Origin of the sequence: Acinetobacter sp. TUM15071, assembly GCF_008980925.1 — a bacterium.
Taxonomy (GTDB): Bacteria; Pseudomonadota; Gammaproteobacteria; order Pseudomonadales; family Moraxellaceae; genus Acinetobacter; species Acinetobacter dispersus.
In genome coordinates, this window is the sequence record NZ_BKGB01000004.1 from 122,707 (window position 1) to 145,405 (window position 22,699).

The 22,699-nt window shown below is 43.8% G+C and carries 19 protein-coding genes and 1 riboswitch; of the genes, 18 read left to right on the forward strand and 1 reads right to left on the reverse strand.

Features of this window, described 5'->3' with window-relative positions:
- Positions 1 to 113 precede the first annotated feature (113 nt).
- The 7 genes from murG to lpxC all read left to right on the forward strand — a co-directional run bounded on the left by murG (position 114) and on the right by lpxC (position 8,257).
- Complete coding sequence (gene murG / locus GBI66_RS05375; RefSeq protein WP_151715413.1) at positions 114 to 1,211, forward strand: undecaprenyldiphospho-muramoylpentapeptide beta-N-acetylglucosaminyltransferase; 1,098 nt, start codon at positions 114 to 116, stop codon at positions 1,209 to 1,211.
- Between the two features lie 13 nt (positions 1,212 to 1,224).
- Positions 1,225 to 2,670: a UDP-N-acetylmuramate--L-alanine ligase gene (murC, locus tag GBI66_RS05380; protein WP_151715414.1), complete on the forward strand. Its 1,446-nt coding sequence runs from the start codon at positions 1,225 to 1,227 to the stop codon at positions 2,668 to 2,670.
- Between the two features lie 111 nt (positions 2,671 to 2,781).
- Complete coding sequence (locus GBI66_RS05385; RefSeq protein ID WP_151715415.1) at positions 2,782 to 3,708, forward strand: D-alanine--D-alanine ligase; 927 nt, start codon at positions 2,782 to 2,784, stop codon at positions 3,706 to 3,708.
- A gap of 6 nt (positions 3,709 to 3,714) precedes the next feature.
- Positions 3,715 to 4,572 carry a cell division protein FtsQ/DivIB gene (locus tag GBI66_RS05390; RefSeq protein WP_005185884.1) on the forward strand — a complete coding sequence of 286 codons (858 nt, stop codon included), beginning with the start codon at positions 3,715 to 3,717 and terminating at the stop codon, positions 4,570 to 4,572.
- 62 nt (positions 4,573 to 4,634) lie between these two features.
- The gene (gene ftsA / locus GBI66_RS05395) at positions 4,635 to 5,897 is read left to right on the forward strand and encodes a cell division protein FtsA (RefSeq protein ID WP_005185883.1); all 1,263 of its coding nucleotides are present in this window, start codon (positions 4,635 to 4,637) and stop codon (positions 5,895 to 5,897) included.
- A 164-nt stretch (positions 5,898 to 6,061) separates the two neighbouring features.
- The gene (ftsZ, locus tag GBI66_RS05400) at positions 6,062 to 7,243 is read left to right on the forward strand and encodes a cell division protein FtsZ (protein ID WP_151715416.1); all 1,182 of its coding nucleotides are present in this window, start codon (positions 6,062 to 6,064) and stop codon (positions 7,241 to 7,243) included.
- Between the two features lie 111 nt (positions 7,244 to 7,354).
- Complete coding sequence (gene lpxC, locus GBI66_RS05405; RefSeq protein WP_005147660.1) at positions 7,355 to 8,257, forward strand: UDP-3-O-acyl-N-acetylglucosamine deacetylase; 903 nt, start codon at positions 7,355 to 7,357, stop codon at positions 8,255 to 8,257.
- A gap of 98 nt (positions 8,258 to 8,355) precedes the next feature.
- Here lpxC and GBI66_RS05410 read toward each other — a convergent pair whose 3' ends face one another.
- Entirely contained in the window at positions 8,356 to 8,796 is a 441-nt protein-coding gene (locus GBI66_RS05410) for a DciA family protein (protein WP_005185878.1), read from the reverse strand.
- A gap of 104 nt (positions 8,797 to 8,900) precedes the next feature.
- Here GBI66_RS05410 and GBI66_RS05415 point away from each other — a divergent pair, with 104 nt between their 5' ends.
- From GBI66_RS05415 to recJ, 11 genes are all read left to right on the forward strand, one after another.
- Positions 8,901 to 9,602: a M23 family metallopeptidase gene (locus GBI66_RS05415; RefSeq protein ID WP_151715417.1), complete on the forward strand. Its 702-nt coding sequence runs from the start codon at positions 8,901 to 8,903 to the stop codon at positions 9,600 to 9,602.
- A 204-nt stretch (positions 9,603 to 9,806) separates the two neighbouring features.
- Positions 9,807 to 12,524 (forward strand): pyruvate dehydrogenase (acetyl-transferring), homodimeric type, encoded by a 2,718-nt coding sequence (aceE, locus tag GBI66_RS05420; RefSeq protein WP_005185866.1) that lies wholly within the window; start codon positions 9,807 to 9,809, stop codon positions 12,522 to 12,524.
- 2 nt (positions 12,525 to 12,526) lie between these two features.
- Positions 12,527 to 14,494, forward strand: a complete 1,968-nt coding sequence (locus GBI66_RS05425; protein WP_005185864.1) for a 2-oxo acid dehydrogenase subunit E2 — start codon at positions 12,527 to 12,529, stop codon at positions 14,492 to 14,494.
- A gap of 137 nt (positions 14,495 to 14,631) precedes the next feature.
- Entirely contained in the window at positions 14,632 to 14,919 is a 288-nt protein-coding gene (locus tag GBI66_RS05430) for a hypothetical protein (RefSeq protein ID WP_005185861.1), read from the forward strand.
- 34 nt (positions 14,920 to 14,953) lie between these two features.
- Positions 14,954 to 15,094, forward strand: a riboswitch (yybP-ykoY riboswitch).
- 84 nt (positions 15,095 to 15,178) lie between these two features.
- Positions 15,179 to 15,754 carry a TMEM165/GDT1 family protein gene (locus tag GBI66_RS05440; RefSeq protein ID WP_151715418.1) on the forward strand — a complete coding sequence of 192 codons (576 nt, stop codon included), beginning with the start codon at positions 15,179 to 15,181 and terminating at the stop codon, positions 15,752 to 15,754.
- A 164-nt stretch (positions 15,755 to 15,918) separates the two neighbouring features.
- A complete protein-coding gene (locus GBI66_RS05445) occupies positions 15,919 to 16,725 on the forward strand; it encodes an MBL fold metallo-hydrolase (RefSeq protein ID WP_151715419.1) in 807 nt (268 codons plus the stop codon).
- Between the two features lie 127 nt (positions 16,726 to 16,852).
- Positions 16,853 to 17,218 (forward strand): YkgJ family cysteine cluster protein, encoded by a 366-nt coding sequence (locus tag GBI66_RS05450; RefSeq protein ID WP_005185856.1) that lies wholly within the window; start codon positions 16,853 to 16,855, stop codon positions 17,216 to 17,218.
- Positions 17,219 to 17,359: 141 nt separating this feature from the next.
- Positions 17,360 to 18,826, forward strand: a complete 1,467-nt coding sequence (guaB, locus tag GBI66_RS05455) for an IMP dehydrogenase (RefSeq protein ID WP_005147644.1) — start codon at positions 17,360 to 17,362, stop codon at positions 18,824 to 18,826.
- A 127-nt stretch (positions 18,827 to 18,953) separates the two neighbouring features.
- Positions 18,954 to 20,291, forward strand: coding sequence for a phosphoglucosamine mutase (glmM, locus tag GBI66_RS05460; RefSeq protein WP_151715420.1), 1,338 nt, complete (start codon positions 18,954 to 18,956; stop codon positions 20,289 to 20,291).
- Between the two features lie 12 nt (positions 20,292 to 20,303).
- Positions 20,304 to 20,954: a pyridoxamine 5'-phosphate oxidase gene (gene pdxH, locus GBI66_RS05465; RefSeq protein ID WP_151715421.1), complete on the forward strand. Its 651-nt coding sequence runs from the start codon at positions 20,304 to 20,306 to the stop codon at positions 20,952 to 20,954.
- On the forward strand, positions 20,955 to 22,655 hold the full coding sequence (gene recJ, locus GBI66_RS05470) for a single-stranded-DNA-specific exonuclease RecJ (RefSeq protein ID WP_151715422.1): 1,701 nt from the start codon (positions 20,955 to 20,957) through the stop codon (positions 22,653 to 22,655).
- The last annotated feature ends 44 nt before the right edge of the window (positions 22,656 to 22,699 follow it).

Sequence of the window (22,699 nt, forward strand, 5' to 3'; positions counted from 1 at the left end):
CTTTCTGTTGTAAACAAGTGAAATTCGCTTTTCGTGAATGAAGCTTTAGGATTAAAATAACGCTCGAAAACAATAGACGATAACTTTCTTTTTTTGAGTTGAAGAATTAGACCGTGACCAATTCACCGCAGAACAAACCCAAACATGTCTTGATGATGGCCGCAGGTACTGGTGGGCATGTGTTTCCCGCGCTTGCTGTTGCCAAACAGCTGCAACAGGAAGGCTGCCAAGTCTCTTGGTTAGCGACGCCTGCGGGAATGGAAAATCGGTTGCTGAAAGATCAAAATATTCCAATTTATCAAATTGATATTCAAGGTGTACGCGGCAATGGTTTAGTTCGTAAACTCAGTGCACCCTTTAAAATTTTAAAAGCGACTTTAAGCGCGATGCGCTATATGAAACAGCTCAAAATTGATGCTGTAGCAGGTTTTGGTGGTTATGTGGCAGGCCCAGGTGGTTTAGCTGCACGCTTACTGGGTATTCCTGTGCTGATTCATGAGCAAAATGCCATTGCCGGTTTTACCAACACCCAATTGGCACGTATTGCCAAGACCGTGTGTCAGGCTTTTCCAAATACATTTGCAAACAGTGATAAAGTCGTGACCACAGGTAATCCTGTGCGTGCGGAGATTACTGCGATTTTAAATCCATCATGGCGCTATCAAACCCGTGAACAGGAACAATTGCCTATCAATCTTCTAATTGTTGGCGGTTCACTGGGTGCACAAGCATTGAATGAGCGTTTGCCTGAAGCTTTGAAAAAGGTCAATGTTCCGCTCAAGGTCTTCCATCAGTGTGGTCAAAACAAGCAAGATGCCACGCGTGCACTATATCAAGGTGCACCTGCGAGTTTAGACATTCAAGTGGAACCCTTTATTCACGATATGGCAAAAGCCTATAGTGAAGCAGATTTGATTATATGCCGTGCTGGTGCTTTAACAGTGACGGAAGTTGCAACCGCAGGTTTGGCGGCGATTTTTGTGCCTTTACCGATTGCGGTGGATGACCACCAAACGGCAAATGCGAAATTCTTGGCGAATGCTGGCGCAGCCAAGATTTGCCAGCAAGCAGACATGACACCTGCTGTTTTAGATGAGTTATTAGCGAGCTTATTAAATCGTCAGCTACTCTCTGAAATGGCTGTAAAAGCACGTCAACAAGCGCAACCGAATGCAACTCAGCATGTGGTTGATCTGATTAAAAAATTGTAATTCGAGTTTATTTATGTCTCCTACAAATCCAAACCAAGCCAAAAAGCTGATTAAAGTGCCAGAAATGCGCCGTATTAAAAATATCCACTTTGTTGGTATTGGTGGTGCGGGGATGTGCGGTATTGCCGAAGTATTGAGTAACCAAGGTTATAAAATTTCAGGTTCAGACATTAAAGCGTCGAAAACCACGGCTCAACTCGAAGCGAATGGTATTAAAGTATTTATTGGTCATTCAGCTGACAATATTAAAAATGCCAATGTACTGGTGGTATCGACTGCGATTGATCCAGAAAACCCAGAAATTAAAGCAGCTATCGAACAACGTACGCCAATCGTGCGTCGTGCGGAAATGCTGGGTGAGTTGATGCGTTACCGTCACGGGATTGCGGTTGCGGGTACGCATGGTAAAACCACAACGACAAGCTTATTAACCACCATGTTGGCAGAAGAAAACCTTGATCCGACTTATGTGATTGGCGGTTTGCTGAATAGCACAGGTGTAAATGCTGCATTAGGCGAAAGCCGTTTTATCGTGGCTGAAGCGGATGAGTCAGATGCATCTTTCTTGTATTTGCAACCAATGGCTGCGATCGTGACCAATATCGATGCAGATCATATGGACACCTATGAAGGTAGCTTTGATAAGTTAAAAGATACATTTATCCAGTTCTTACATAACCTGCCATTTTATGGTTTGGCTGTGGTCTGTGGTGATGATGCCAATATCCGTGAGATTCTTCCGCGCGTGGGTCGTCCAGTATTGACTTATGGTTTTGCTGAAGATAATGACATCCGTGCGGTGGATGTGGCGCAAGACGGTATGCAATCGCATTTTACCGTATTGCGTAAAGATCGCGAACCATTACGTGTCACTATCAATCAACCTGGTTTGCATAATGTCTTGAATGCACTTGCTGCGATTGGTGTGGCAACTGATGAAGGCGTGTCTGATGGCGCGATTTGCCGTGCCTTAGAAGGCTTTAGTGGTGTTGGTCGTCGCTTCCAAGTTCAGGGCGAATTTGAGGTTGATGAAGGCTTGGTAAAATTGGTGGATGACTATGGTCACCATCCAAAAGAAGTTGAAGCAACCATTAAGGCAGCACGTGCCAGCCATCCAGACCGTCGTTTGGTAATGTTGTTCCAGCCGCACCGTTTTAGCCGTACCCGTGATTGTTTTGATGACTTTGTTGATGTGTTATCACAAGTGGATCAGTTGTTATTACTGGAAGTTTATCCAGCAGGTGAAAAGCCGATTGTGGGTGCTGATAGTCGTGCTTTAGCGCGTAGTATTCGTCTACGTGGTGATGTTGAACCGATTTTAGTTGATCCAGTGGAAGGCAATTTACCGAACGTTTTACAAAAAGTGTTACAAGCAAATGACCTGTTATTAACACAAGGCGCGGGTAACGTTGGCGCAATTTCGGTAGAATTGGCTCAGCATCGCTTGTATGCCAAATAGTTTTAGAAAATCCCTCCCAGCCTCCCTTTGTTAAAGGGAGGAGTTCCCCTCTTTCATAAAGAGGGGGCAGGGGAGATTTAGAGAATTTAGAAAAGTTTTAAGGATATAAACGTGTCAAATGCTGCAAAATTCGGCAAAGTTGCTGTGTTGTTTGGTGGGAAGTCGGCTGAGCGTGCTGTGTCATTGGACAGCGGTCAAGCTGTTTTAGAGGCGTTATTACGTTCGGGCGTTCAGGCAGAAGCATTTGACCCACAAGATCGTAGTGTGACTGAGTTAGTTGCTTATGATCGTGCTTTTATCGTATTGCATGGTCGTGGTGGTGAAGATGGTCAGATCCAAGGTGTATTGGAGTGGTTAAACCTTCCATATACGGGTACGGGCGTACAAGGCTCAGCGATTGGTATGGATAAAGTTAAAACCAAGCAAATCTGGCAAGGCAGCGATTTACCGACCGCACCTTACCGTATTGTCACTAAAGATACGAATCTTGATGCAGTAATTGCTGAATTGGGCTTGCCAGTGATTATCAAACCTGTACATGAAGGCTCAAGTGTCGGCATGAGTAAGGTTGAGAAAGCGGAAGATTTTGCTGCGGCAATTGAAAAAGCGACTCAGCATGATGCGGTAGTCATGGCAGAAAAATGGATCACAGGTCGTGAATTCACCATTTCATTCTTGAATGGTCAGCCATTACCGGTGATTCGTTTACAGCCACCCGCAGATGTGGCGTTCTACGACTATGAAGCAAAGTATCAACGTAATGATGTGGAATATGGGATTCCTTGCGGTCTAAGCGAATCGGAAGAGAAAAGCTTACAAGCATTGTGTTTACGTGCATTCCAAGCCGTTGGTGCAGAAGGTTGGGGGCGTATTGATGCGATGCAGGATGAGCAAGGCAACTTCTGGTTATTGGAAGTGAATACCGTTCCAGGAATGACCAGTCACTCGTTGGTGCCAAAAGCGGCGCAAGCAGTGGGTTATAACTTTGATCAGCTCTGTGTTGCGATTTTAGAGCAAACCTTAGCAACGTCGGCTTAACGATTTATGGCTCAGCTTCCTGCCTCTATGCGCCGTAAAACGCGCCCAGCCATTAGCTCGATTCACGAGAAACCGCCTTCGCCTAAACAAAAAATGGTGAATGCGGGCGGTTGGGTCTTGCTGGTGATTGCATTTGCTGTATTGGCGCTGGGTTTGTTTGGCTTATATAAAGTCATGACGGATGCACGTGTAGCGCAGTTGCAGGTGGTTGGGACCAATTCAGATGTTGAAAATCAACAGTTGGTCAAATTTCTCAATCCAATTGTTAAAGATAATTATTTCACTTCTGATTTAGAACAGATTCGAGATCAAGCATTAAAAGTGTCTTGGGTTGATCGAGTGGTGGTGTCGCGGGCTTGGCCAAATGCAATTCGGGTGCGGGTGATGCCGCGACATGCAATTGCGCGTTGGGGAACAGGGCGCTTGCTCAGTGACAATGGCGATGTATTTAGTGAGGCAGTGCCAACAGCACATCCAAACTTGCCGCTTTTACATGGGCCAGCCAGCCAATCCAAAATGATGATGCGTCGCTATAATGAAATTAATCAATTATTTCATCCAGCGAATTTGAGATTAAAAGAATTGTATTTAACCGAGCGTATGACTTGGTTCATGCAGTTTGATTCAGGCCTACGGATTATTGTGGACCAAGATCAAACCATGAATAAGTTGCAACGCTTAAGCCATTTGGCACAAACGGATTTAAAACCTGTATGGTCAAAAATCACGGCGATTGATTTGCGTTATCGGAATGGCTTGGCTATTCAGTGGAAAAACGCAGCTCCGCCAAAGATTGTCAACGGTCAGTTAGTTGTAACGATTGATGACACAAGCCTTGCAGGGGCAATTCAGGCAAAGCCATAATACGTGGCTTGAAAATAAAGGACAGTTGTCCTAAACAACACTAAAGATATGGTATTGAAGTAATGAGTGAAGCTGTTCCCTCAGTTGTTGCGATTGATATTGGGACCCATAAAGTCTCAGTTTTGATTGGTAAGATCCATGCACCAGATAAGATCCAAGTCATTGGCATGGCAACTGCTCGCAACCGAGGTATGGTTAAAGGCAAGATTGTTAGCTTAGACAAGGTGATTGCGGCGATTAAAAATGCGGTATCCGAAGCTGAGGATATGGCGGAATGTCGTATTCATAGTGCGTGGGTGTCGATTCCAAGTACAGAATTACAAAGCTTTTATGCATCAGGTCGTACTCCTGTCGCTAACCACGATCATATTATTACGACAAATGAAGTGGTACGTGCTTTAGAGTTAGCCAAAGCTAGTCATGTATCGCCAGACTATTATCTGGCCAGTGCTGTACCTTTAGGCTTTGAGCTAGGTGATTCCGCTGAATGGGTGCAAAACCCAGTCAATATGTCAGCGCATAGCATGACAGGGCATTATCAGCTGATGATGATGCCGATCAGCACCATGCAAAACCTTGATCGTGCCATGAAAGGGGCGAATATCGGGGTGGAAAAAATGGTGGTGTCTTGCTTGGCAACTGCTGAAGCCAGTCTACTCAAAGATGAAAAAGAATATGGCGTGTGTTTAGTTGATATTGGCGCAGGCATTACCAATATTGCGGTGTATTTAGATGGCCGTTTGGCTTTGGCGCGAACTTTGCCACGTGGTGGTGAAAATGTCACTCGTGATATTGCTGCTGTTTTGCAGACCACAACAGAAGAAGCTGAACGCATCAAGATTTTACATGGTTGTGTTGATTTAAGCGTCGTTAAGCCAGATCACATGATTCAAGTGCAAGCGATTGATGGAACACAAACCATCAGTCGTATTGAACTTGCAGAAATCATCATTGCGCGTTATGAAGAAATCTTCACTTTAATTCGTGAAGAATTGGAACATAGCGGTGCAATTCATGGTCTCTACCATGGTGTGGTACTCACTGGCGATTCTTGTCAAATTGAAGGTATGGTGAATTTGGCGCGTCGTATGTTGGGTGTGTCTGCACATTTGGGCAATCCACCATTACAGGTGTATGCGGATGATCAACATTTACCGGCCTTGCGTCGTTCGATGTATGCCACAGTATCGGGCTTGTTGATGTTTAGCCAAAGTGATTTGCAAGATACCGTTGAAGAACCAGAAGAAGCAAGTGATCGTAGTTTTGTTGATCGTGTTGCCAATGGTTGGAATGCATTAAATAGCAAATTAAAGGCCATTTTTTAAGTTGTAGTTATTTTTGGGAAAATTTGTTAGGAAGTTGTTCTAAATCCGCCACTGTACTTGACAAGCTAGCGATTATTGAACAGCATCCTACACATCAGTTGTTTAAAAATCAGGGCAGTAACGGGCTGAAGTAACTGCCATTAATATTAGGAAATCTAAAGGTCATGGCCTCATTTGAATTTATAGAAGATGAACTAGACAATGGCAACGGTCAAGCCCGTTTCACAGTATTTGGTGTTGGTGGTGGTGGCGGTAATGCCGTGCAGCATATGGCTCAATCTGATATTCAAGGCGTAAAGTTCGTTTGTGCAAATACAGACAAACAAGCATTGGATAGCATGAATGCTCCATTCAAAATTCAATTGGGTGAACAAAGTACGCGTGGTTTAGGCGCAGGTGCGAATCCAGAAGTAGGCCAAATCGCAGCGGAAGAAAGTCGTGACGTGATCCGTCAGCACCTTGAAGGTACTGATATGGTATTCGTTACTGCCGGCATGGGCGGTGGTACAGGTACCGGTGCTGCACCAGTGGTGGCTGAAGTTGCCAAAGAAATGGGCATCTTGACTGTAGGTGTGGTGACTACACCATTCAACTTTGAAGGCCGTCGTCGTCAAAAGTCTGCTGAAAAAGGGATTGATGCTTTAGAAGCACACGTTGATTCATTAATCATCATTCCAAACCAACGCTTACTTAGCGTTTATGGCGATATTTCAATGAAAGATGCCTATAAAAAGGCAGATGATGTATTGTTGAACGCAGTGCGCAGTATTTTTGATCTTGTGGTCAATCGTGGTCACATTAACCTCGACTTTGCTGACTTGAAAACTGCAATGAGTACGCGTGGTTATGCGATGATGGGTGCTGGCTTGGGTCGCGGTGAAGATCGTGCTCGTCAAGCCGCTGAACAGGCGATCCGTAGCCCATTGCTTGATAATGTAAATATTATCAATGCAAAAGGTGTGTTGATCAACATCACGGGTGGTGATGACATTACCCTACGTGAAACTGAAATTATTACCGATGTCGTGAACCAAATCGTTGATTTGGATGAAGGTGAAATCTTCTACGGTACGGTATTCGATCCAGATGCACGTGATGAGCTTCGTGTCACTGTGATTGCTACAGGGTTAACGCGTAATGCGAGTGAAGTTGATCAAAAACGTCGTGCGGTGACTTCGCATGCACCAGTTTCTCAATCTGCGCAACAATCTATTGATGAAGATGATGTTCCAGCGATCAGCAAACGTGCAAATGTTGATGCTCCAGCGAGTGCAGCAGCGAATTCTACGCCACGTTCATCACCAATGAGCATTCAAGACTATCTGAAAAATCAACAGCGTAAATAATAAAATCATATATTTAGAGAAAGGGGGCAATGAATTGCCCCCTTTTTTATTTTTTTAAAATGGCAAAATATGCTAAGTTATATCGGTTTTTGCAAATGAAGTTGGTATGGCATGTTGAAACAACGTACTCTCAAACGTGTGGTGAAAGCGAGCGGGATTGGTCTGCACAGTGGTCAGAAGGTGTTGATTAATTTTGTTCCACATCATATTGATGGAGGTATTGTCTTTCGCCGTATCGACTTAAATCCGCCTGTTGACATTCTTGCCAACGCTTTATTGATCCAAGAAGCCTTTATGTGCTCGAACTTGGTTCGTGAAGACATCAAAGTTGGTACCATTGAGCACGTGATGAGTGCGATTGCGGGATTAGGCATCGACAATCTGATTGTTGAAGTGTCTGCATCTGAAGTGCCGATCATGGATGGTAGTGCAGGGCCTTTTATCTATTTACTGATGCAAGGTGAACTGGCGGAGCAAGATGCGCCAAAGAAGTTCATTCGTATTTTAAAGCCCGTAGAGGCTTTAATTGACGACAAAAAAGCAATTTTCTCTCCACATTCGGGCTTCCAACTCAACTTTACCATCGACTTCGATCACCCTGCATTTGCCAAAGAATACCAGTCAGCAACCATCGATTTTTCTACTGAAACCTTCGTCTATGAAGTTAGTGAAGCAAGAACCTTTGGCTTTATGAAAGATTTGGACTATTTGAAAGCCAATAATTTGGCGCTAGGTGCGAGTCTGGAAAATGCGATTGGTGTCGATGATACAGGTGTGGTGAATGAGGAAGGTTTGCGCTTTGCCGATGAGTTTGTGCGCCACAAAATTCTAGATGCTGTGGGTGACCTGTATTTGCTTGGACATCAAATTATTGCCAAGTTTGATGGCTATAAATCAGGACATGCGCTGAATAATCAGTTATTACGCAATGTTCAAAATGATCCAAGCAGCTATGAAATTGTAACATTTAATAACGAGAGTGATTGTCCAATTCCTTATGTAAGTGTGACATAAGTCATTGTCTTTTATTGCCTATGTTATGTTATAACAATTGAATCTGAGATTTCCATCACATAAAAATAGTGTGTATTCCAACACTTAATCTATGCAGTTTACTTTTTATTGCTTGCCAAACGTAGTAAAGCTTGGCTAAGCTTAGGGTCGCTCACATATTCAGCGGCGCTGCGTAATAGCTCTTGGGTCTCTGATGTCAGTGTTTTTGTTGGGGGAGAGGGTTCACGAGAGACAACATTTTTGTTTCTTAAGCGAACTTGGATTTTTCGTAATTCCTTGAGTCCTTCGAGCTGAGCTAACTGCGCAACATAGTGGCTTTGTAAATAACTGAGTTGACTAATCATTGCTTGATTTTCACCCGTTATGATCAAAACACCCTGTTGATAACAAACAACTTGCCATTGCTCTGGTTGGGGCAATAACGGTTGAATAATTTTCGTAAGTTGTTTCCATTGTGTCACTTGCGTCGTCAGAAGCGTTAAGTTTCCAGTTTTTATATGTTGTCCTTTCTGTTGGAAAACGTTGTTAGGTTCAGACATGTGGCTTCCTCGGAGGTAATGTGTCCATCTTAAGCGTTTGGTTCAGCTGTTATCAAGGAACAGATGATAAAGGAACGTTTGAAGGACGGTTTCAAGAGGTTTTTATGCATCATACGCGTCGTATTTTACTCGCATTTTCATTAGCTGCTTCAGCTGCTTCGGTTGCTTTCGCAGATTATCAGAACATTGGTCAGACGACAGGCGATGACCGCTTAGAGCAATTATCAAAAACCTTAGCTCAAGGTTCTTATAGTCATTCAGCTGATATGGATTTGCCAGCTGTATCGAATGTGTCAGTTAAATTACGCGAAAAAACCATTGAATTGAATAATGCAACGATCGAGAAGAAATATGGTCGTTCAGCGATTTCATCTCAAGACAACGCATCTTCATTCTCTGCAAACACAGGTTATTCTTGGCTCGTTAGCCATCCTCTACAAGAAGGTCGTGTAAGTTCTTCTTGGGGGAATCGTACGCTACTTGGTTCTACTCGCCACCATTCAGGTGTTGATCTTGCTGCACCATCAGGCACACCAATTTATGCAACAGGCCCTGGCGTTGTAACAAAGTCGGGTTGGGGTACGGGTTATGGTCAATATGTTGAAATTGATCATGGCAATGGTTATATCACCCGTTATGCACATGCTTCACGTTTAATCGTGAGTGCAGGTGACCGTGTTGGTGCAGGTGAACATATTGCCAATGTCGGTTGTACAGGTCGTTGTACTGGCCCGCATTTACACTTTGAAGTTGTAAAAGATGGTCAACGTAAAAATCCATCAACTTACTTAGCAATGTTGCCTTAATGTAATTTGTTAACAGTTGTATATAAATATTCAAAAAAATCGCCTTTATTGGCGATTTTTTATGTGTTTTGTTTCATTTAGGTCAATGACTATTTTGTCAGAAAATAATAAGGCGTTTTGCATTCATCTGGGGCAATAGTTCTATCACAGCAAAACATGATAAAAATAGGGTCGACAAATAACTTAAGGGAAAAGGTGAATTGTATGGCGTTTTATGGCGACTCTGACGCGCAAGAAACCCAAGAATGGCAAGAAGCATTTGATTCAGTATTACAACATATGGGCACGGAACGTGCTGCCTTCTTACTAGAAAAACTCTATCAACGGGCAATTGCGAAACATGTGCCAATCCAGCGCTTAAATACACCTTACCTCAACACCATTTCAGTTGAAGAACAACCAGCAATGCCTGGCGATCAGGATATGGAACGCCGTATCCGTGCCTTGATCCGCTGGAATGCATTGGCGATGGTATTACGTGCCAATAAAACGGGTGATGATCTTGGTGGTCACCTTGCAAGTTTTGCATCGTCTGCAACATTGTACGACGTTGGTTTTAACCATTTCTTCCGCGCAAACAGCAATAACTTTGGCGGCGACATGATTTATTACCAAGGTCACTGTGCACCTGGTATTTATGCGCGTTCTTTCCTTGAAGGACGTTTAAATGAAGAACAGTTAAGTAATTTCCGCCGTGAAGTTGGCGGTAATGGTTTACCAAGCTACCCACATCCATATTTAATGCCTGACTATTGGCAGTTCCCTACCGTATCGATGGGTCTTGGTCCAATTATGTCGATTTATCAAGCGCACATTCAAAAATATTTGATGAATCGTGGCTTGATCAAAGAAGAAGATCGTAAAGTCTGGGCTTATCTGGGCGATGGTGAAATGGATGAACCAGAAAGTACGGGTGCAATTTCACTTGCTGGTCGTGAAAAGCTTGATAACCTCATTTGGGTGGTGAACTGTAACTTACAGCGCCTAGATGGCCCTGTACGTGGTAACGGTAAAATTATTCAAGAATTAGAATCTTTATTCCGTGGTGCGGGTTGGCGTGTCATTAAAGTCGTCTGGGGCCGTCATTGGGATCCACTACTTGCGCAAGATAGTTCGGGCGCTTTAAAAGCAGTGATGGAAGAAACAGTTGATGGTGAGTACCAACGCTATCAAGTGAAAGGCGGCGCATATACACGTGAAAAATTCTTTGGCAAGTACCCAGAAGCTGCGGAACTTGTAAAAGATTTAAGCGATGAAGACATCGATAATCTTAATCGTGGTGGTCATGACCCGTACAAAGTGTTTGCTGCCTATGCAGAAGCAATGAAAGCCAAAGGTCAACCAACCGTTATTCTTGCGAAAACGGTTAAAGGTTACGGTTTGTCTGAAGAAATTGAGGCGGTGAATAAAACTCACCAAATCAAGAAAATGCAGATCGACTCTTTGAAGTATGTACGTGACCGTTTTAACCTGCCATTTACAGATGATAAGTTAGAAGAACTTCCATTCTACCGCCCAAGTGAAAACTCTCCAGAAATGAAGTACATGAAGGCGCGTCGTGAAGCATTAGGGGGTTACCTACCTGCACGTCGTCGTGAGAGTGAAACTTTAGCGATTCCTGAATTATCAGTATTTGATGCGGTATTAAATGGTTCTGGTGGTAAAGAGCAATCGACCACGATGCTGATGGTGCGTTTAATTGCTGCTTTACTGAAAGAAAAAGCAATTAAAGACCGCGTAGTTCCTATCGTTCCAGACGAAGCACGTACTTTTGGTTTAGAAGGGATGTTCCGTCAGCTTGGTATTTATGCGGCTCACGGTCAAAAATATACCCCAGAAGACCAAGAACAGTTAATGCATTACCGTGAAGCAAGTGACGGTCACATGTTGCAAGAAGGAATTAACGAAGCGGGTGCGATGAGTGCTTGGGCTGCGTTGGCAACCAGTTATTCAACCAATAACTTGCCAATGATTCCAATGTACATGTACTACTCAATGTTTGGTTTCCAACGTATTGGCGACATTGCATGGGCTGCGGGCGATGCACAGGCACAAGGTTTCTTGTTGGGTGCAACAGCTGGCCGTACCACATTGAACGGTGAAGGTTTACAGCACCAAGATGGTCATTCACATATCTTGGCGAACACGATTCCAAACTGCGTATCTTATGATCCATGTTTTGGTTATGAATTGGCTGTGATCGTACATGACGGTTTACAACGTATGTATGTGAACCAAGAGCGTGTGTTCTACTACTTAACCGTAATGAACGAAAACTACGAGCATCCTGCAATGCCAGAAGGCGCTGAGGAAGGCATTAAACGTGGTATGTACTTGTTCGAAAAAGATGAAAAAGCAACGGTTCAATTACTTGGTTCAGGCGTCATTCTGCGTGAAGTGATTAAAGCTGCGAAAATCTTACGTGATGAATACCAGATCCACTCAAACGTTTGGAGCGTAACAAGCTTCAATGAATTGTCGCGTGATGGTATGGCATGTGAAGAATACAACCGTTTACACCCGCTTACTGAAGACGTGAAAGAATCTTGGGTATCTAAACAGTTACGTGGAACTGAAGGTATTGTCGTTTCTGCGACAGACCATATGCGTGCGTATAGCGAACAAATTCGCGCATATCTTCCAGATGGTCGTCCATTTGTTGCATTAGGTACTGATGGTTACGGTCGTTCAGATACTCGTGCGAACTTACGTAGTTTCTTTGGTGTTGATGCTGCACATATCGTGGTTGCGACATTGAAAAAATTAGCGGATGAAGGCGAAGTTGAAAATCGTTTGGTCAAAGATGCAATTTCTAACTTTGAGTTAGATACGGACCGTCCAGTTGCATGGGCGCCACAAGCGCATCCAGAAGTTCAGGCAGTTGCTGAATACAATGAAGCGCAAACAGGTGAGGGGAAATAATCATGCAAATCCAAGCACCTGATATTGGCGTAGATAAAGCGCTCGTTGCAGAAATCTTGGTCAAAGTAGGCGACCATGTTGCAGTTGACGATAGCCTTCTGGTGTTAGAGTCAGATAAGGCAACGGTAGAAGTCCCAAGCACGGCGGCAGGTATCGTGAAAAGTATTCTGGTTCAACAAGGCGATGAAGTCACTGAAGGCGTCGCATTGATCGAATTAGAGTCTGAGTCTGCTACTGAAGCACCTGCGAAAGAAGCACCGAAGTCAGAAGCGCCAAAAGCAGAAGCAAAACCTGTCGAAGCTGAAACAAAAGCACAACCAGCTGCTGCTCCAGCAGCGACAGCAAGCCAAATTGTGGATGTAAAAGTCCCAGATATTGGTGTAGAAAAAGCGTTGGTTGCAGAAGTACTGGTCAAAGTGGGTGATCAGATTGAACCTGAACAAAGCATTGTGGTGGTTGAATCGGACAAAGCGACTGTAGAAGTACCAAGCTCGGTTGCGGGGATTGTGGAAGCGATCCAGATTAAAGAAGGCGACAGCATCAAAGAAGGCGTGGTATTGATTCAGGTCAAGACTGCGAGTGCTGCAACGTCATCTGAACCACAAGCAGCCCCAGCTCAAACAGAAGCGCCAGTCGCAACTACAGAAGCACCAGCTGCAACAAATACCTCAACAGGTAATGTTGAAATTGAAGTACCTGATCTAGGTGTAGAAAAAGCTCTTGTTTCAGAAATTCTAGTCAATGTCGGTGATCGCGTTGAAGCTCAACAAAGCCTATGCGTGGTTGAGTCAGATAAGGCTTCTGTTGAAGTGCCAAGTTCAGTAGCAGGGATTGTGAAAGCAATCCATGTCTCTGCGAATCAAGAAGTGCGTCAAGGTGTGGCTTTGGCAACGATTGAGGTCAGTGGTCAGGCCGCTGCACCAGCATCTGCACCAAAAGCTCAAGCTCCTTCGGCACCAGCAGCAACGACAGCGCCAGCAAAATCACAGGCGGCAGCGACAGCAGCCCCAAGTGCGCCTGCACAAGCTGAGAAGTTGACTAAACAGCAAGAAGCTGACAATGCGAAAGTCTATGCGGGTCCAGCCGTGCGCAAACTGGCACGTGAGTTAGGTGTGGTTCTTGGACAGGTGAAAGCATCAGGTGAGCACGGTCGTGTGATGAAGGACGATGTCTTTGCTTATGTGAAAACACGTCTGACTGCACCACAACCGGCTGCAGTAACCCAAGCGGCAGCAGTTGCTTCAGGCTTGCCGAAGTTACCAGACTTTAGTGCATTTGGTGGCGGTGAAGTGAAAACAATGACGCGTTTACAGCAAGTGTCTGTACCGCAATTATCATTGAATAACTTTATTCCGCAAGTGACACAGTTTGACTTGGCGGATATCACCGAGCTTGAAGCATGGCGTGGCGAACTGAAAGATGGCTTTAAAAAGCAGGGTCTGAGCTTAACCATCTTGGCCTTTATTGCTAAGGCGGTTGCGCACTTGCTGAAAGAAGAGCCGTATTTTGCTGGGCATTTGGCCGATGATCAGAAGTCAGTATTATTGCGTAACGAAATTCATATGGGTATTGCAGTTGCGACTCCAGATGGCTTAACCGTTCCGGTATTACGTAACCCTGACCAGAAATCAATTAAGCAGATTGCAACAGAATTGGCCGAACTCAGCCAAAAGGCACGTGATCGCAAATTGTCACCGAAAGATTTACAGGGTGCCAATTTTACCATTACCAGCCTAGGCAGTATTGGTGGAACAGCATTTACCCCATTGGTGAACTGGCCACAAGTTGCGATTTTAGGTATTTCACCAGCAACCATGCAGCCTGTATGGAATGGTAAAGACTTTGATCCACGTTTGATGTTGCCATTGTCATTGTCTTATGACCATCGTGTCATTAATGGTGCGGATGCAGCACGCTTTACCAATAAGCTGACCAAGTTACTCAAAGACATTCGTAGCTTATTGCTCTAATGACTGTTTGAATTTAGAAAACCTCGCTTTGGCGGGGTTTTCTATTTTTAGGATGACAAAAATATGGCTTTATTTGAGAATACTTTTGCCTAAAATAAATTCGTATTGATAACGATTTTTTGGATCAAGGAGCAAGGATGTTAGTGATTTATCGGGTGATGCTACCCTTATTACTCATCGTTTTTGTTTTAATGGGATTGTGGGTGAGTTTCCTGCATTTTCCTTGGGACTGGGTCATGTACGCCGTAATGGGCGTCGAAGTGCTGGTGGCGACAGTGGTGATGGCAATGGAGTATCAGGCACAGCATGTCGGTGGTGCAAGTGGCTGGGGCAGTTTTGGTTTTCTCGGTCTCAGTACCTATCTGGCATTATTTTTGGGGCTTGTCCGTATATTGGTCTGGAGTTACCAAAAATTTTGGGCTTAACCATTCAAAAGCATTTTATTGTTTGATAGAATGGCGTTACTTCATTGGGGAGTAGCCGCTCTTTACGCAAAGTAAAGAGGTGATGATCAACATAATTGTTCAACAGAACATGGTCATCATAGCAAAGAACCAAGAACAGCTTTTCAGCTGTGCTTTTGTTGGCAAGACCTTTGATTTACCACTCTGCATCAATCTATTTGATTTTGGCTAGCAGGAGGGGTAGGTCATCGGTATATTTTGCTAGCCAGAGCATTCAACTATGTATGAATTTCTCATCTCCACATCAATTGTTGCCCTTGCTGAAATGGGTGATAAAACACAACTGCTCGCATTATTACTTGCTGCACGTTTTCGTAAACCGATTCCGATTCTAATTGCTATTTTATTAGCCACTACCATTAACCATGGTATTTCTGCTGTTTTGGGACAATGGATCACCACGGTACTGAGTCCGGATATTTTATTGTGGATTCTTGCGCTTGGTTTCATTGGTATGGCGATCTGGATGTTGATTCCAGATGAGTTAGGTGATGAAACTGAAAATATCAACAAATGGCAAAAATTTGGGGTTTTTGGCGCAACCTTTATCTTATTCTTCCTAGCTGAAATAGGAGATAAAACTCAAATCGCAACCGTGGCTTTGGCAGCACGTTTTGACAGTATTTTCTGGGTGATGCTGGGTACCACATTTGGGATGATGCTTGCCAATGCACCTGCAGTGTTTATTGGTGATAAGCTGGCAGATAAGTTGCCGATTTCCCTGATTCATAAAATTGGTGCTGCAATCTTCTTGATCGTAGGTGTCTCTACTCTAGTGCAGCATTATTTCTTCTAATCTAATCGAATATTAAATCAGTAAAGACCCATCCAATATTGATGGGTCTTTTTGCTATAAATTATGATAAAAGTCCAATATCTGATTGAAACATGAACTAAATCCCATTATTTTATTATGGAATTAAAAATATTTCATATTTAAAGAATTTTTCTGGGGAAATTATGAGTTTCGAGCGGACAACATCGCAAATTTTGTTTGATAATGGCACACATAAATGCATTAGTTTTACCAGTTTGGTTAAAGGGGAAGGTATTCAGGCCAATCAGTTTTTAATTATTGATCATGATCGGGCGGCTGTTTTAGATCCTGGTGGAGATCTGACTTATGTGCCTTTAACCATGGAGCTTAATCGCTATACCAAACTGAAAAATCTGGATTATGTGATGGCTTCGCATCAAGACCCTGACATTATTACCTCAATGCCACGCTGGTTGGTCTATACCGATGCCAAAGTGGTGGCATCAAAACTATGGGCGCGCTTTTTACCGCATTTGAATTCAGCTTTTATGAGTGAGCGTATGAAGGGGAATTGGGAAGAGCGCTTGATCGAACTGTCAGATACGGGGCAAATTATTCCTTTGGGGGAGTCTACGATTGTGGCTGTCCCTGCGCATTTTCTGCATTCGGTGGGTAATTTCCAGTTTTATGATCCAACCGCAAAAGTTCTGTTCTCAGGGGATATGGGCGCTTCGATTGTTGATGATGCAAGCTTACCAATTACCGATTTTGAAGCACATATTAAAAAAATGAAAGGTTTCCATCAGCGTTATATGTGTTCCAATAAAGTAATCCGACTCTGGGTTAATATGGTTCGGCAGATGGATCTTGAAATGATTGTGCCGCAGCATGGTACGGCCTTTGTTGGCAAAGAGATGATCAATCAATTTCTGGACTGGATCGAAACGCTGGAATGTGGTGTTGATTTGATGAATGAATATGTTTTTAGTTTACCGACTGAAATGAGCTAAATTTCTGAGTCAGGAAAATGACTGGAAAATACATAAATCGCTGATTGAGCACTCTTGTCGCCACCAATAAATTTTCTTAGGATTCATCAGATAAAGGATTAAATTTGATAACGAGAATTTTAAGAAAATGTTGTCTCAAATTGCGACCCCAGATGCGTGTGTTAGTTGTGGTGCCTGCTGTGCAAATTACCGTGTTTCTTTCTATTGGGCTGAGGCAGAACAGCTCCCTGAGCACATGGTTGAACCACTTACAGCCGTCTATTCCTGTATGAAGGGAACCAATCAAGCACAAGTCAAATGTGTGGCTTTGCAAGGAGAGGTGGGACAGCAAGTGAGCTGTTCCATCTACCCATTTCGGAGTTCAAGTTGCAAGGAAGTGCAGATTGCCGATTCACATTGTAACAAGGCACGGTTGGCGCACAAACTGATTCCGTTGGTCACGATTGAGCAGCAGTCCTCTGAAAATAATGACAATTATGATCAGGTTTGCTAACTGGATTTATCGGGTTTGGAAGCAATAAGCGTCGATCAGACAGCTTTTTAAGCAATGCTTGAAATTATTTTCATCATAGAAAATGAAAATCACATCGAAATTTGTTTATAATAGCTCACGGAAATTACCAGTGAGATTGTTATGCTGACCATCGTTCAAGAAGCGCTAACCTTCGATGATGTCTTATTACTTCCTGCCTACTCAACTGTTCTCCCAAAAGATGTCTCCTTAAAGACACGTTTAACTCGCGGAATTCAACTTAATATCCCTCTCGTTTCTGCTGCAATGGATACAGTGACTGAATCACGTATGGCAATTGCGATGGCGCAAAATGGTGGTATTGGTATTTTGCACAAAAACATGGATATCGCAGCGCAAGCTGCTGAAGTTCGCCGTGTGAAAAAATTTGAAGCTGGTATGGTGAAAGACCCAATCACTGTTGGCCCTGAAACGACAGTGCGTGAGCTGATTGCGATTACCCAAGCGAATAACATTAGCGGTGTGCCTGTTGTAAAAGATGGCAAAGTCGTGGGGATTGTCACAGGTCGTGATACACGCTTTGAAACCAATCTTGAGCAGCCTGTAAGTAACATCATGACAGGTCAAGATCGTCTCGTGACTGTTCGTGAAGGCGAGTCGAAAGAAAATATCCAAGCATTGTTACAAAAGCATCGCATTGAAAAAGTTTTGGTTGTTGGCGAGAACAATGAGCTTAAAGGCTTAATTACCGTAACTGACTTCCGTAAAGCTGAAAGCTACCCAAACAGTTGTAAAGATGATTTGGGGCGTTTACGTGTTGGTGCTGCGGTTGGTACTGGTGCTGAAACACCAAGCCGTGTCGAAGCTTTAGTAGATGCTGGTGTAGATGCGATTGTTGTCGACACAGCACATGGGCATTCTGCGGGTGTCATTGAACGCGTTCGTTGGGTTAAAGCAAACTACCCACAAGTTCAAGTCATTGGTGGCAACATCGCAACAGGTGATGCAGCATTGGCATTGCTTGATGCAGGCGCAGATGCTGTGAAAGTCGGTATCGGTCCTGGTTCAATCTGTACGACACGTATTGTGGCTGGTATTGGTATGCCACAGATTTCTGCAATTGACAGCGTTGCCAACGCATTGAAAGATCAAATTCCTTTGATTGCAGATGGTGGTATTCGTTTCTCTGGTGATATGGCGAAAGCGATTGGTGCTGGTGCAAGCACGATTATGGTGGGTTCTCTACTTGCTGGGACAGAGGAAGCACCTGGCGAAGTTGAATTCTTCCAAGGCCGTTACTACAAAGCATACCGTGGCATGGGTTCATTGGGTGCAATGGCGGGTGTATCTGGTTCTGCCGACCGTTATTTCCAAGATGCTAAAGCAGGTGCTGAAAAGTTAGTACCAGAAGGCATCGAAGGTCGAGTTCCATATAAAGGGCCAATGGGTAACATCGTGCACCAAATGATGGGTGGTTTACGCTCATCAATGGGTTATACAGGTTCATCTGTGATTGAAGACCTTCGTCAAAATGCGAAATTTGTGAAAATTACTTCAGCAGGCATGTCAGAATCACATGTTCATGACGTGACGATTACCAAGGAAGCACCAAACTATCGCGTTGGTTGATTTTTGGTAACTTTGCTGATTGAAAAACCGTCAGGACACTGACGGTTTTTTTTGTTTTGGTGTAAAGTGAATTAGATGAAGAAGGATATGGTTAGACACCATATAAAGATAAGAAAGTGAGTAAAAGATGAGCTATTTTGGTACTGATGGAATTCGCGGCAAATTTGGACAAATGCCAATTACCCCAGAGTTTGCATTAAAATTGGGTTTCGCAGCAGGAAAAGTATTAAAGAGAAATAGTCCTAAAAATAAACCGATTGTGGTACTGGGGAAAGACACACGCTTATCGGGTTATATTCTAGAAGCTGCATTGCAAGCAGGTTTGAATGCTGCAGGTGTTTATGTCCACTTATTGGGGCCATTACCGACCCCTGCCATTGCACATTTAACCCGCGCACTGCATGCGCATGCGGGAATCGTTATTTCTGCTTCTCATAATCCTTATTTTGATAATGGGATTAAGTTTTTCTCGAGCGAAGGCAAAAAACTTCCAGATGCAATCCAAGACCAGATCAATCAAGAGCTAGAGAAAGATCTAGTGATTGAGGACACAGCAAATTTGGGTAAAAGTGTCCGTGTGAAAGATGCCAATGGCCGTTATATCGAATTTTGTAAATCGACTTTCCCGTACCATTTTGACTTGCGTAATTTAAAAATCGTGGTGGATTGTGCCAATGGTGCAGCCTATAGCGTAGGGCCATCGGTGTTCCGTGAATTAGGTGCCAAAGTCATTCCATTATTTAATGAACCAGATGGTTTAAATATTAATGAAAACTGTGGCTCGACTCATCCTGAGCTATTACAAAAAGCAGTGATTGAGCATAAAGCCGATCTTGGTATTGCTTTTGATGGCGATGCAGACCGTGTGGTGATGGTAGATAAAAATGGTCAGTTGATTGATGGTGACCATATCCTTTATATCCTTGCAACACAGGCAAAAAATAAGCCAGCAGGTGTTGTTGGAACTGTGATGAGTAATATGGCACTCGAGCTGGCATTACAAAAAGCGAATGTTGATTTCGTACGTGCCAGTGTTGGTGACCGCTATGTATTACAAGCACTTGAAGAAAATGCTTGGATGACAGGGGGTGAGCCTTCAGGTCATATTCTGACTTTAGATAAGAGCACCACAGGTGATGCAATTATTGCAGCATTACAAGTACTCACCGTGATGGTCGAACAAGGCAAAGCATTGCATGAGTTGATTGAAGGCTTTGTGTTATTCCCTCAAGTGCTGGTGAATGTACGTTTACAAGATATGATTGATCCGTATTCCATTCCTGCTTTGGTGGCTGAATTTGAAAAAGCTGAACAACAATTGAAAGGTCGAGGCCGTTTGTTGATTCGTAAATCAGGTACAGAACCTGTGATTCGCGTCATGGTGGAAGGTGATCAACAGCAAGAAGTCGAGGCTTTAGCGAATCATTTGGCAGAAGCGGTACGAGCTCAAGCCCAAGCTGCTTAAGGAAATGCAATCATGAGTGATGTCATTAAAGACCTGAGTGAATTGCGTTTGAGCTATGAGCAGGGCGAATTACATGAAGCCCAGATCAGCGTACAGCCGCATACACAATTCCTGAATTGGTTTAATCATGCATTAGCTGCCAATTTACATGAACCCTATGCAATGTCATTAGCCACGGCAAATGCTCAAGGGCGTCCGCATGTGCGTACCGTATTATTACGTGGTGCGACAGAAGCAGGCTATGATTTCTATACTAATTATGACAGTCAAAAAGGGTTGGACTTAGCAGAAAACCCTTATGCTGAGTTGCTGTTTTACTGGCCAAGTTTAGAGCGTCAGATCCGCATTGGTGGCAAAGTCGTGAAGATTTCTGAACAAGAATCGACGGATTACTACCATAAACGCCCGCGTGACAGTCAGATTGCTGCGCATATCAGTACCCCACAAAGTGGGGTGATTGAGAGCCGTGAATTATTGCAACAACGCTTTCAAGCGCTGCAAGCTCAGGCTCAAGATGAACTGGATAAGCCTGAATTCTGGGGCGGCTATCGCTTAGAAGCAGATTATTATGAGTTCTGGCAGGGACGACCAAATCGCTTACATGATCGTTTAAGTTATGAAAAACAAAACGGTCTTTGGACTATACAACGTTTGATGCCATAAATGACGCAGATTCAAATTCAAAAAAGACCATTGCTTACACGCCCTGAACAGTTTCAGGGCGTGCCTACTTTTATTGCCGAAATTTTAGCAAGACGAGGCGTGCAGTCGGAGCAAGAGCTGGAACTGAAGCTTAAACACTTGCTATCTCCTGAGCTTAAGGGGTTGGAGCAGGCAGTTGCATTGATTGATCAAGCCATTGATCAGCAAAAGCAGATCGTGATTGTGGGTGACTATGATGCTGATGGTGCGACCAGTACCGCTTTAATGGTTCTTGTCCTGCAAGATATGGGTGCCAAAGTTGAGTATCTGGTTCCTGATCGTTTTAAGTATGGTTATGGACTCACGCCTGCAATTGCTGAATTGGCAAAACAAAGCTATCAGCCAGATCTTTTGATTACTGTGGATAATGGTATATCGAGCCATGCGGGTGTAGACACTGCTCAAGCTTTAGGTATGCAGGTGATCATTACTGATCATCATTTAACCACTAAGCCGACACCTTGTGCTGAGGCAGTGGTTAATCCAAACCAACTCGGTTGCGCGTTTTCAAGTAAGGCTTTGGCTGGGGTTGGGGTGGCTTTTTATGTATTGGCGAAATTGGCCAGTTCGCGCAGCCAGCAAGACAAAAGCAGCAGTAAAGTGACCCAATACCTTGATCTTGTGGCTTTGGGGACCTATGCCGATGTCGCCAGTTTGGATTATAACAACCGTATCTTGATTGATGCTGGATTAAAGCGGATTCAGCAACATCAATGTCGTGCGGGTATTTTGGCCTTACTGGATATTGCAGGACGAGATGCAGCCAGTTTGCGGGCACAAGATTTAGGCTTTGTGGTCGGCCCGCGAATCAATGCGGCCGGCCGTATGGAAAGCATGCGGATCGGAATTGAGTGTTTACTTGCGGCTGATATGGCAACTGCTTATCCGATTGCACAGCAGTTGAATCAGCTGAATATTGAACGCCGTCAAGTTGAAACTGAAATGAAGCAGCAAGCGTTAAGTGCTTTGCAACATATTCAGGTAGAAACAGAGCATTTACCTGCAGCATTGGTGATGTTTGATGAACAGTGGCACCAAGGTGTGATTGGTATTGTGGCTGGGCGTTTAAAGGAACAGTTTCATCGTCCAAGTTTAGTGTTTGCTCCTGATGAGGATGGGATCCATATCAAAGGTTCCGCACGGTCGATTGATGGGATTCATATCCGCGATACCATCGAGCAAGTTGCAGAACAACATCCACATTTGGTCAGTCACTTTGGTGGACATGCTGCTGCAGCCGGCCTAACCCTGAAAAAAGAAAATTTTGCTGCATTCAAAATCGCTTTCACCCAATCTATTGCCGAAATGGACGATGACTTGTTTACGGCGACCTTATGGACTGATGGTGAACTGGGCGATGCAGATTTACATTTAGGGACGCTGGATTGGATTGAGCAGCTTGGACCTTGGGGGCAGAAGTTTCCCTTGCCTCAATTTGAGGGGCGATTCAAAGTGATCGATTATCGTTGGCTCAAAGAGCAACATTTAAAACTCAAATTGGCAGTCGGGTCACATTCTGTAGATGCGATTGCATTTAATGCGATGGACCGTTTTGAATTTAATCCAATGCTGGGTTATGTCGATTTAGTCTACACCTTGGAACGAAATGTCTTTAATGGCAACACTAGCCTACAATTGCAAGTCGCTTATTTAAAACAATGAAAAACGCCCTGAATGATTCAGGGCGTTTTCAATATTACAAACTT

Coding starts and splice junctions, on each gene's coding strand:
- aceE (WP_005185866.1), top strand. CDS start 9,807: ATGGCGTTTTATGGCGACTCTGACGCGCAAGAAACCCAAGAATGGCAA.
- GBI66_RS05425 (WP_005185864.1), top strand. CDS start 12,527: ATGCAAATCCAAGCACCTGATATTGGCGTAGATAAAGCGCTCGTTGCA.
- GBI66_RS05445 (WP_151715419.1), top strand. CDS start 15,919: ATGAGTTTCGAGCGGACAACATCGCAAATTTTGTTTGATAATGGCACA.
- GBI66_RS05440 (WP_151715418.1), top strand. CDS start 15,179: ATGTATGAATTTCTCATCTCCACATCAATTGTTGCCCTTGCTGAAATG.
- recJ (WP_151715422.1), top strand. CDS start 20,955: ATGACGCAGATTCAAATTCAAAAAAGACCATTGCTTACACGCCCTGAA.
- pdxH (WP_151715421.1), top strand. CDS start 20,304: ATGAGTGATGTCATTAAAGACCTGAGTGAATTGCGTTTGAGCTATGAG.
- lpxC (WP_005147660.1), top strand. CDS start 7,355: ATGTTGAAACAACGTACTCTCAAACGTGTGGTGAAAGCGAGCGGGATT.
- GBI66_RS05410 (WP_005185878.1), bottom strand. CDS start 8,796: ATGTCTGAACCTAACAACGTTTTCCAACAGAAAGGACAACATATAAAA.
- ftsA (WP_005185883.1), top strand. CDS start 4,635: ATGAGTGAAGCTGTTCCCTCAGTTGTTGCGATTGATATTGGGACCCAT.
- GBI66_RS05450 (WP_005185856.1), top strand. CDS start 16,853: ATGTTGTCTCAAATTGCGACCCCAGATGCGTGTGTTAGTTGTGGTGCC.
- glmM (WP_151715420.1), top strand. CDS start 18,954: ATGAGCTATTTTGGTACTGATGGAATTCGCGGCAAATTTGGACAAATG.
- ftsZ (WP_151715416.1), top strand. CDS start 6,062: ATGGCCTCATTTGAATTTATAGAAGATGAACTAGACAATGGCAACGGT.
- GBI66_RS05415 (WP_151715417.1), top strand. CDS start 8,901: ATGCATCATACGCGTCGTATTTTACTCGCATTTTCATTAGCTGCTTCA.
- GBI66_RS05430 (WP_005185861.1), top strand. CDS start 14,632: ATGTTAGTGATTTATCGGGTGATGCTACCCTTATTACTCATCGTTTTT.
- murC (WP_151715414.1), top strand. CDS start 1,225: ATGTCTCCTACAAATCCAAACCAAGCCAAAAAGCTGATTAAAGTGCCA.
- guaB (WP_005147644.1), top strand. CDS start 17,360: ATGCTGACCATCGTTCAAGAAGCGCTAACCTTCGATGATGTCTTATTA.
- GBI66_RS05390 (WP_005185884.1), top strand. CDS start 3,715: ATGGCTCAGCTTCCTGCCTCTATGCGCCGTAAAACGCGCCCAGCCATT.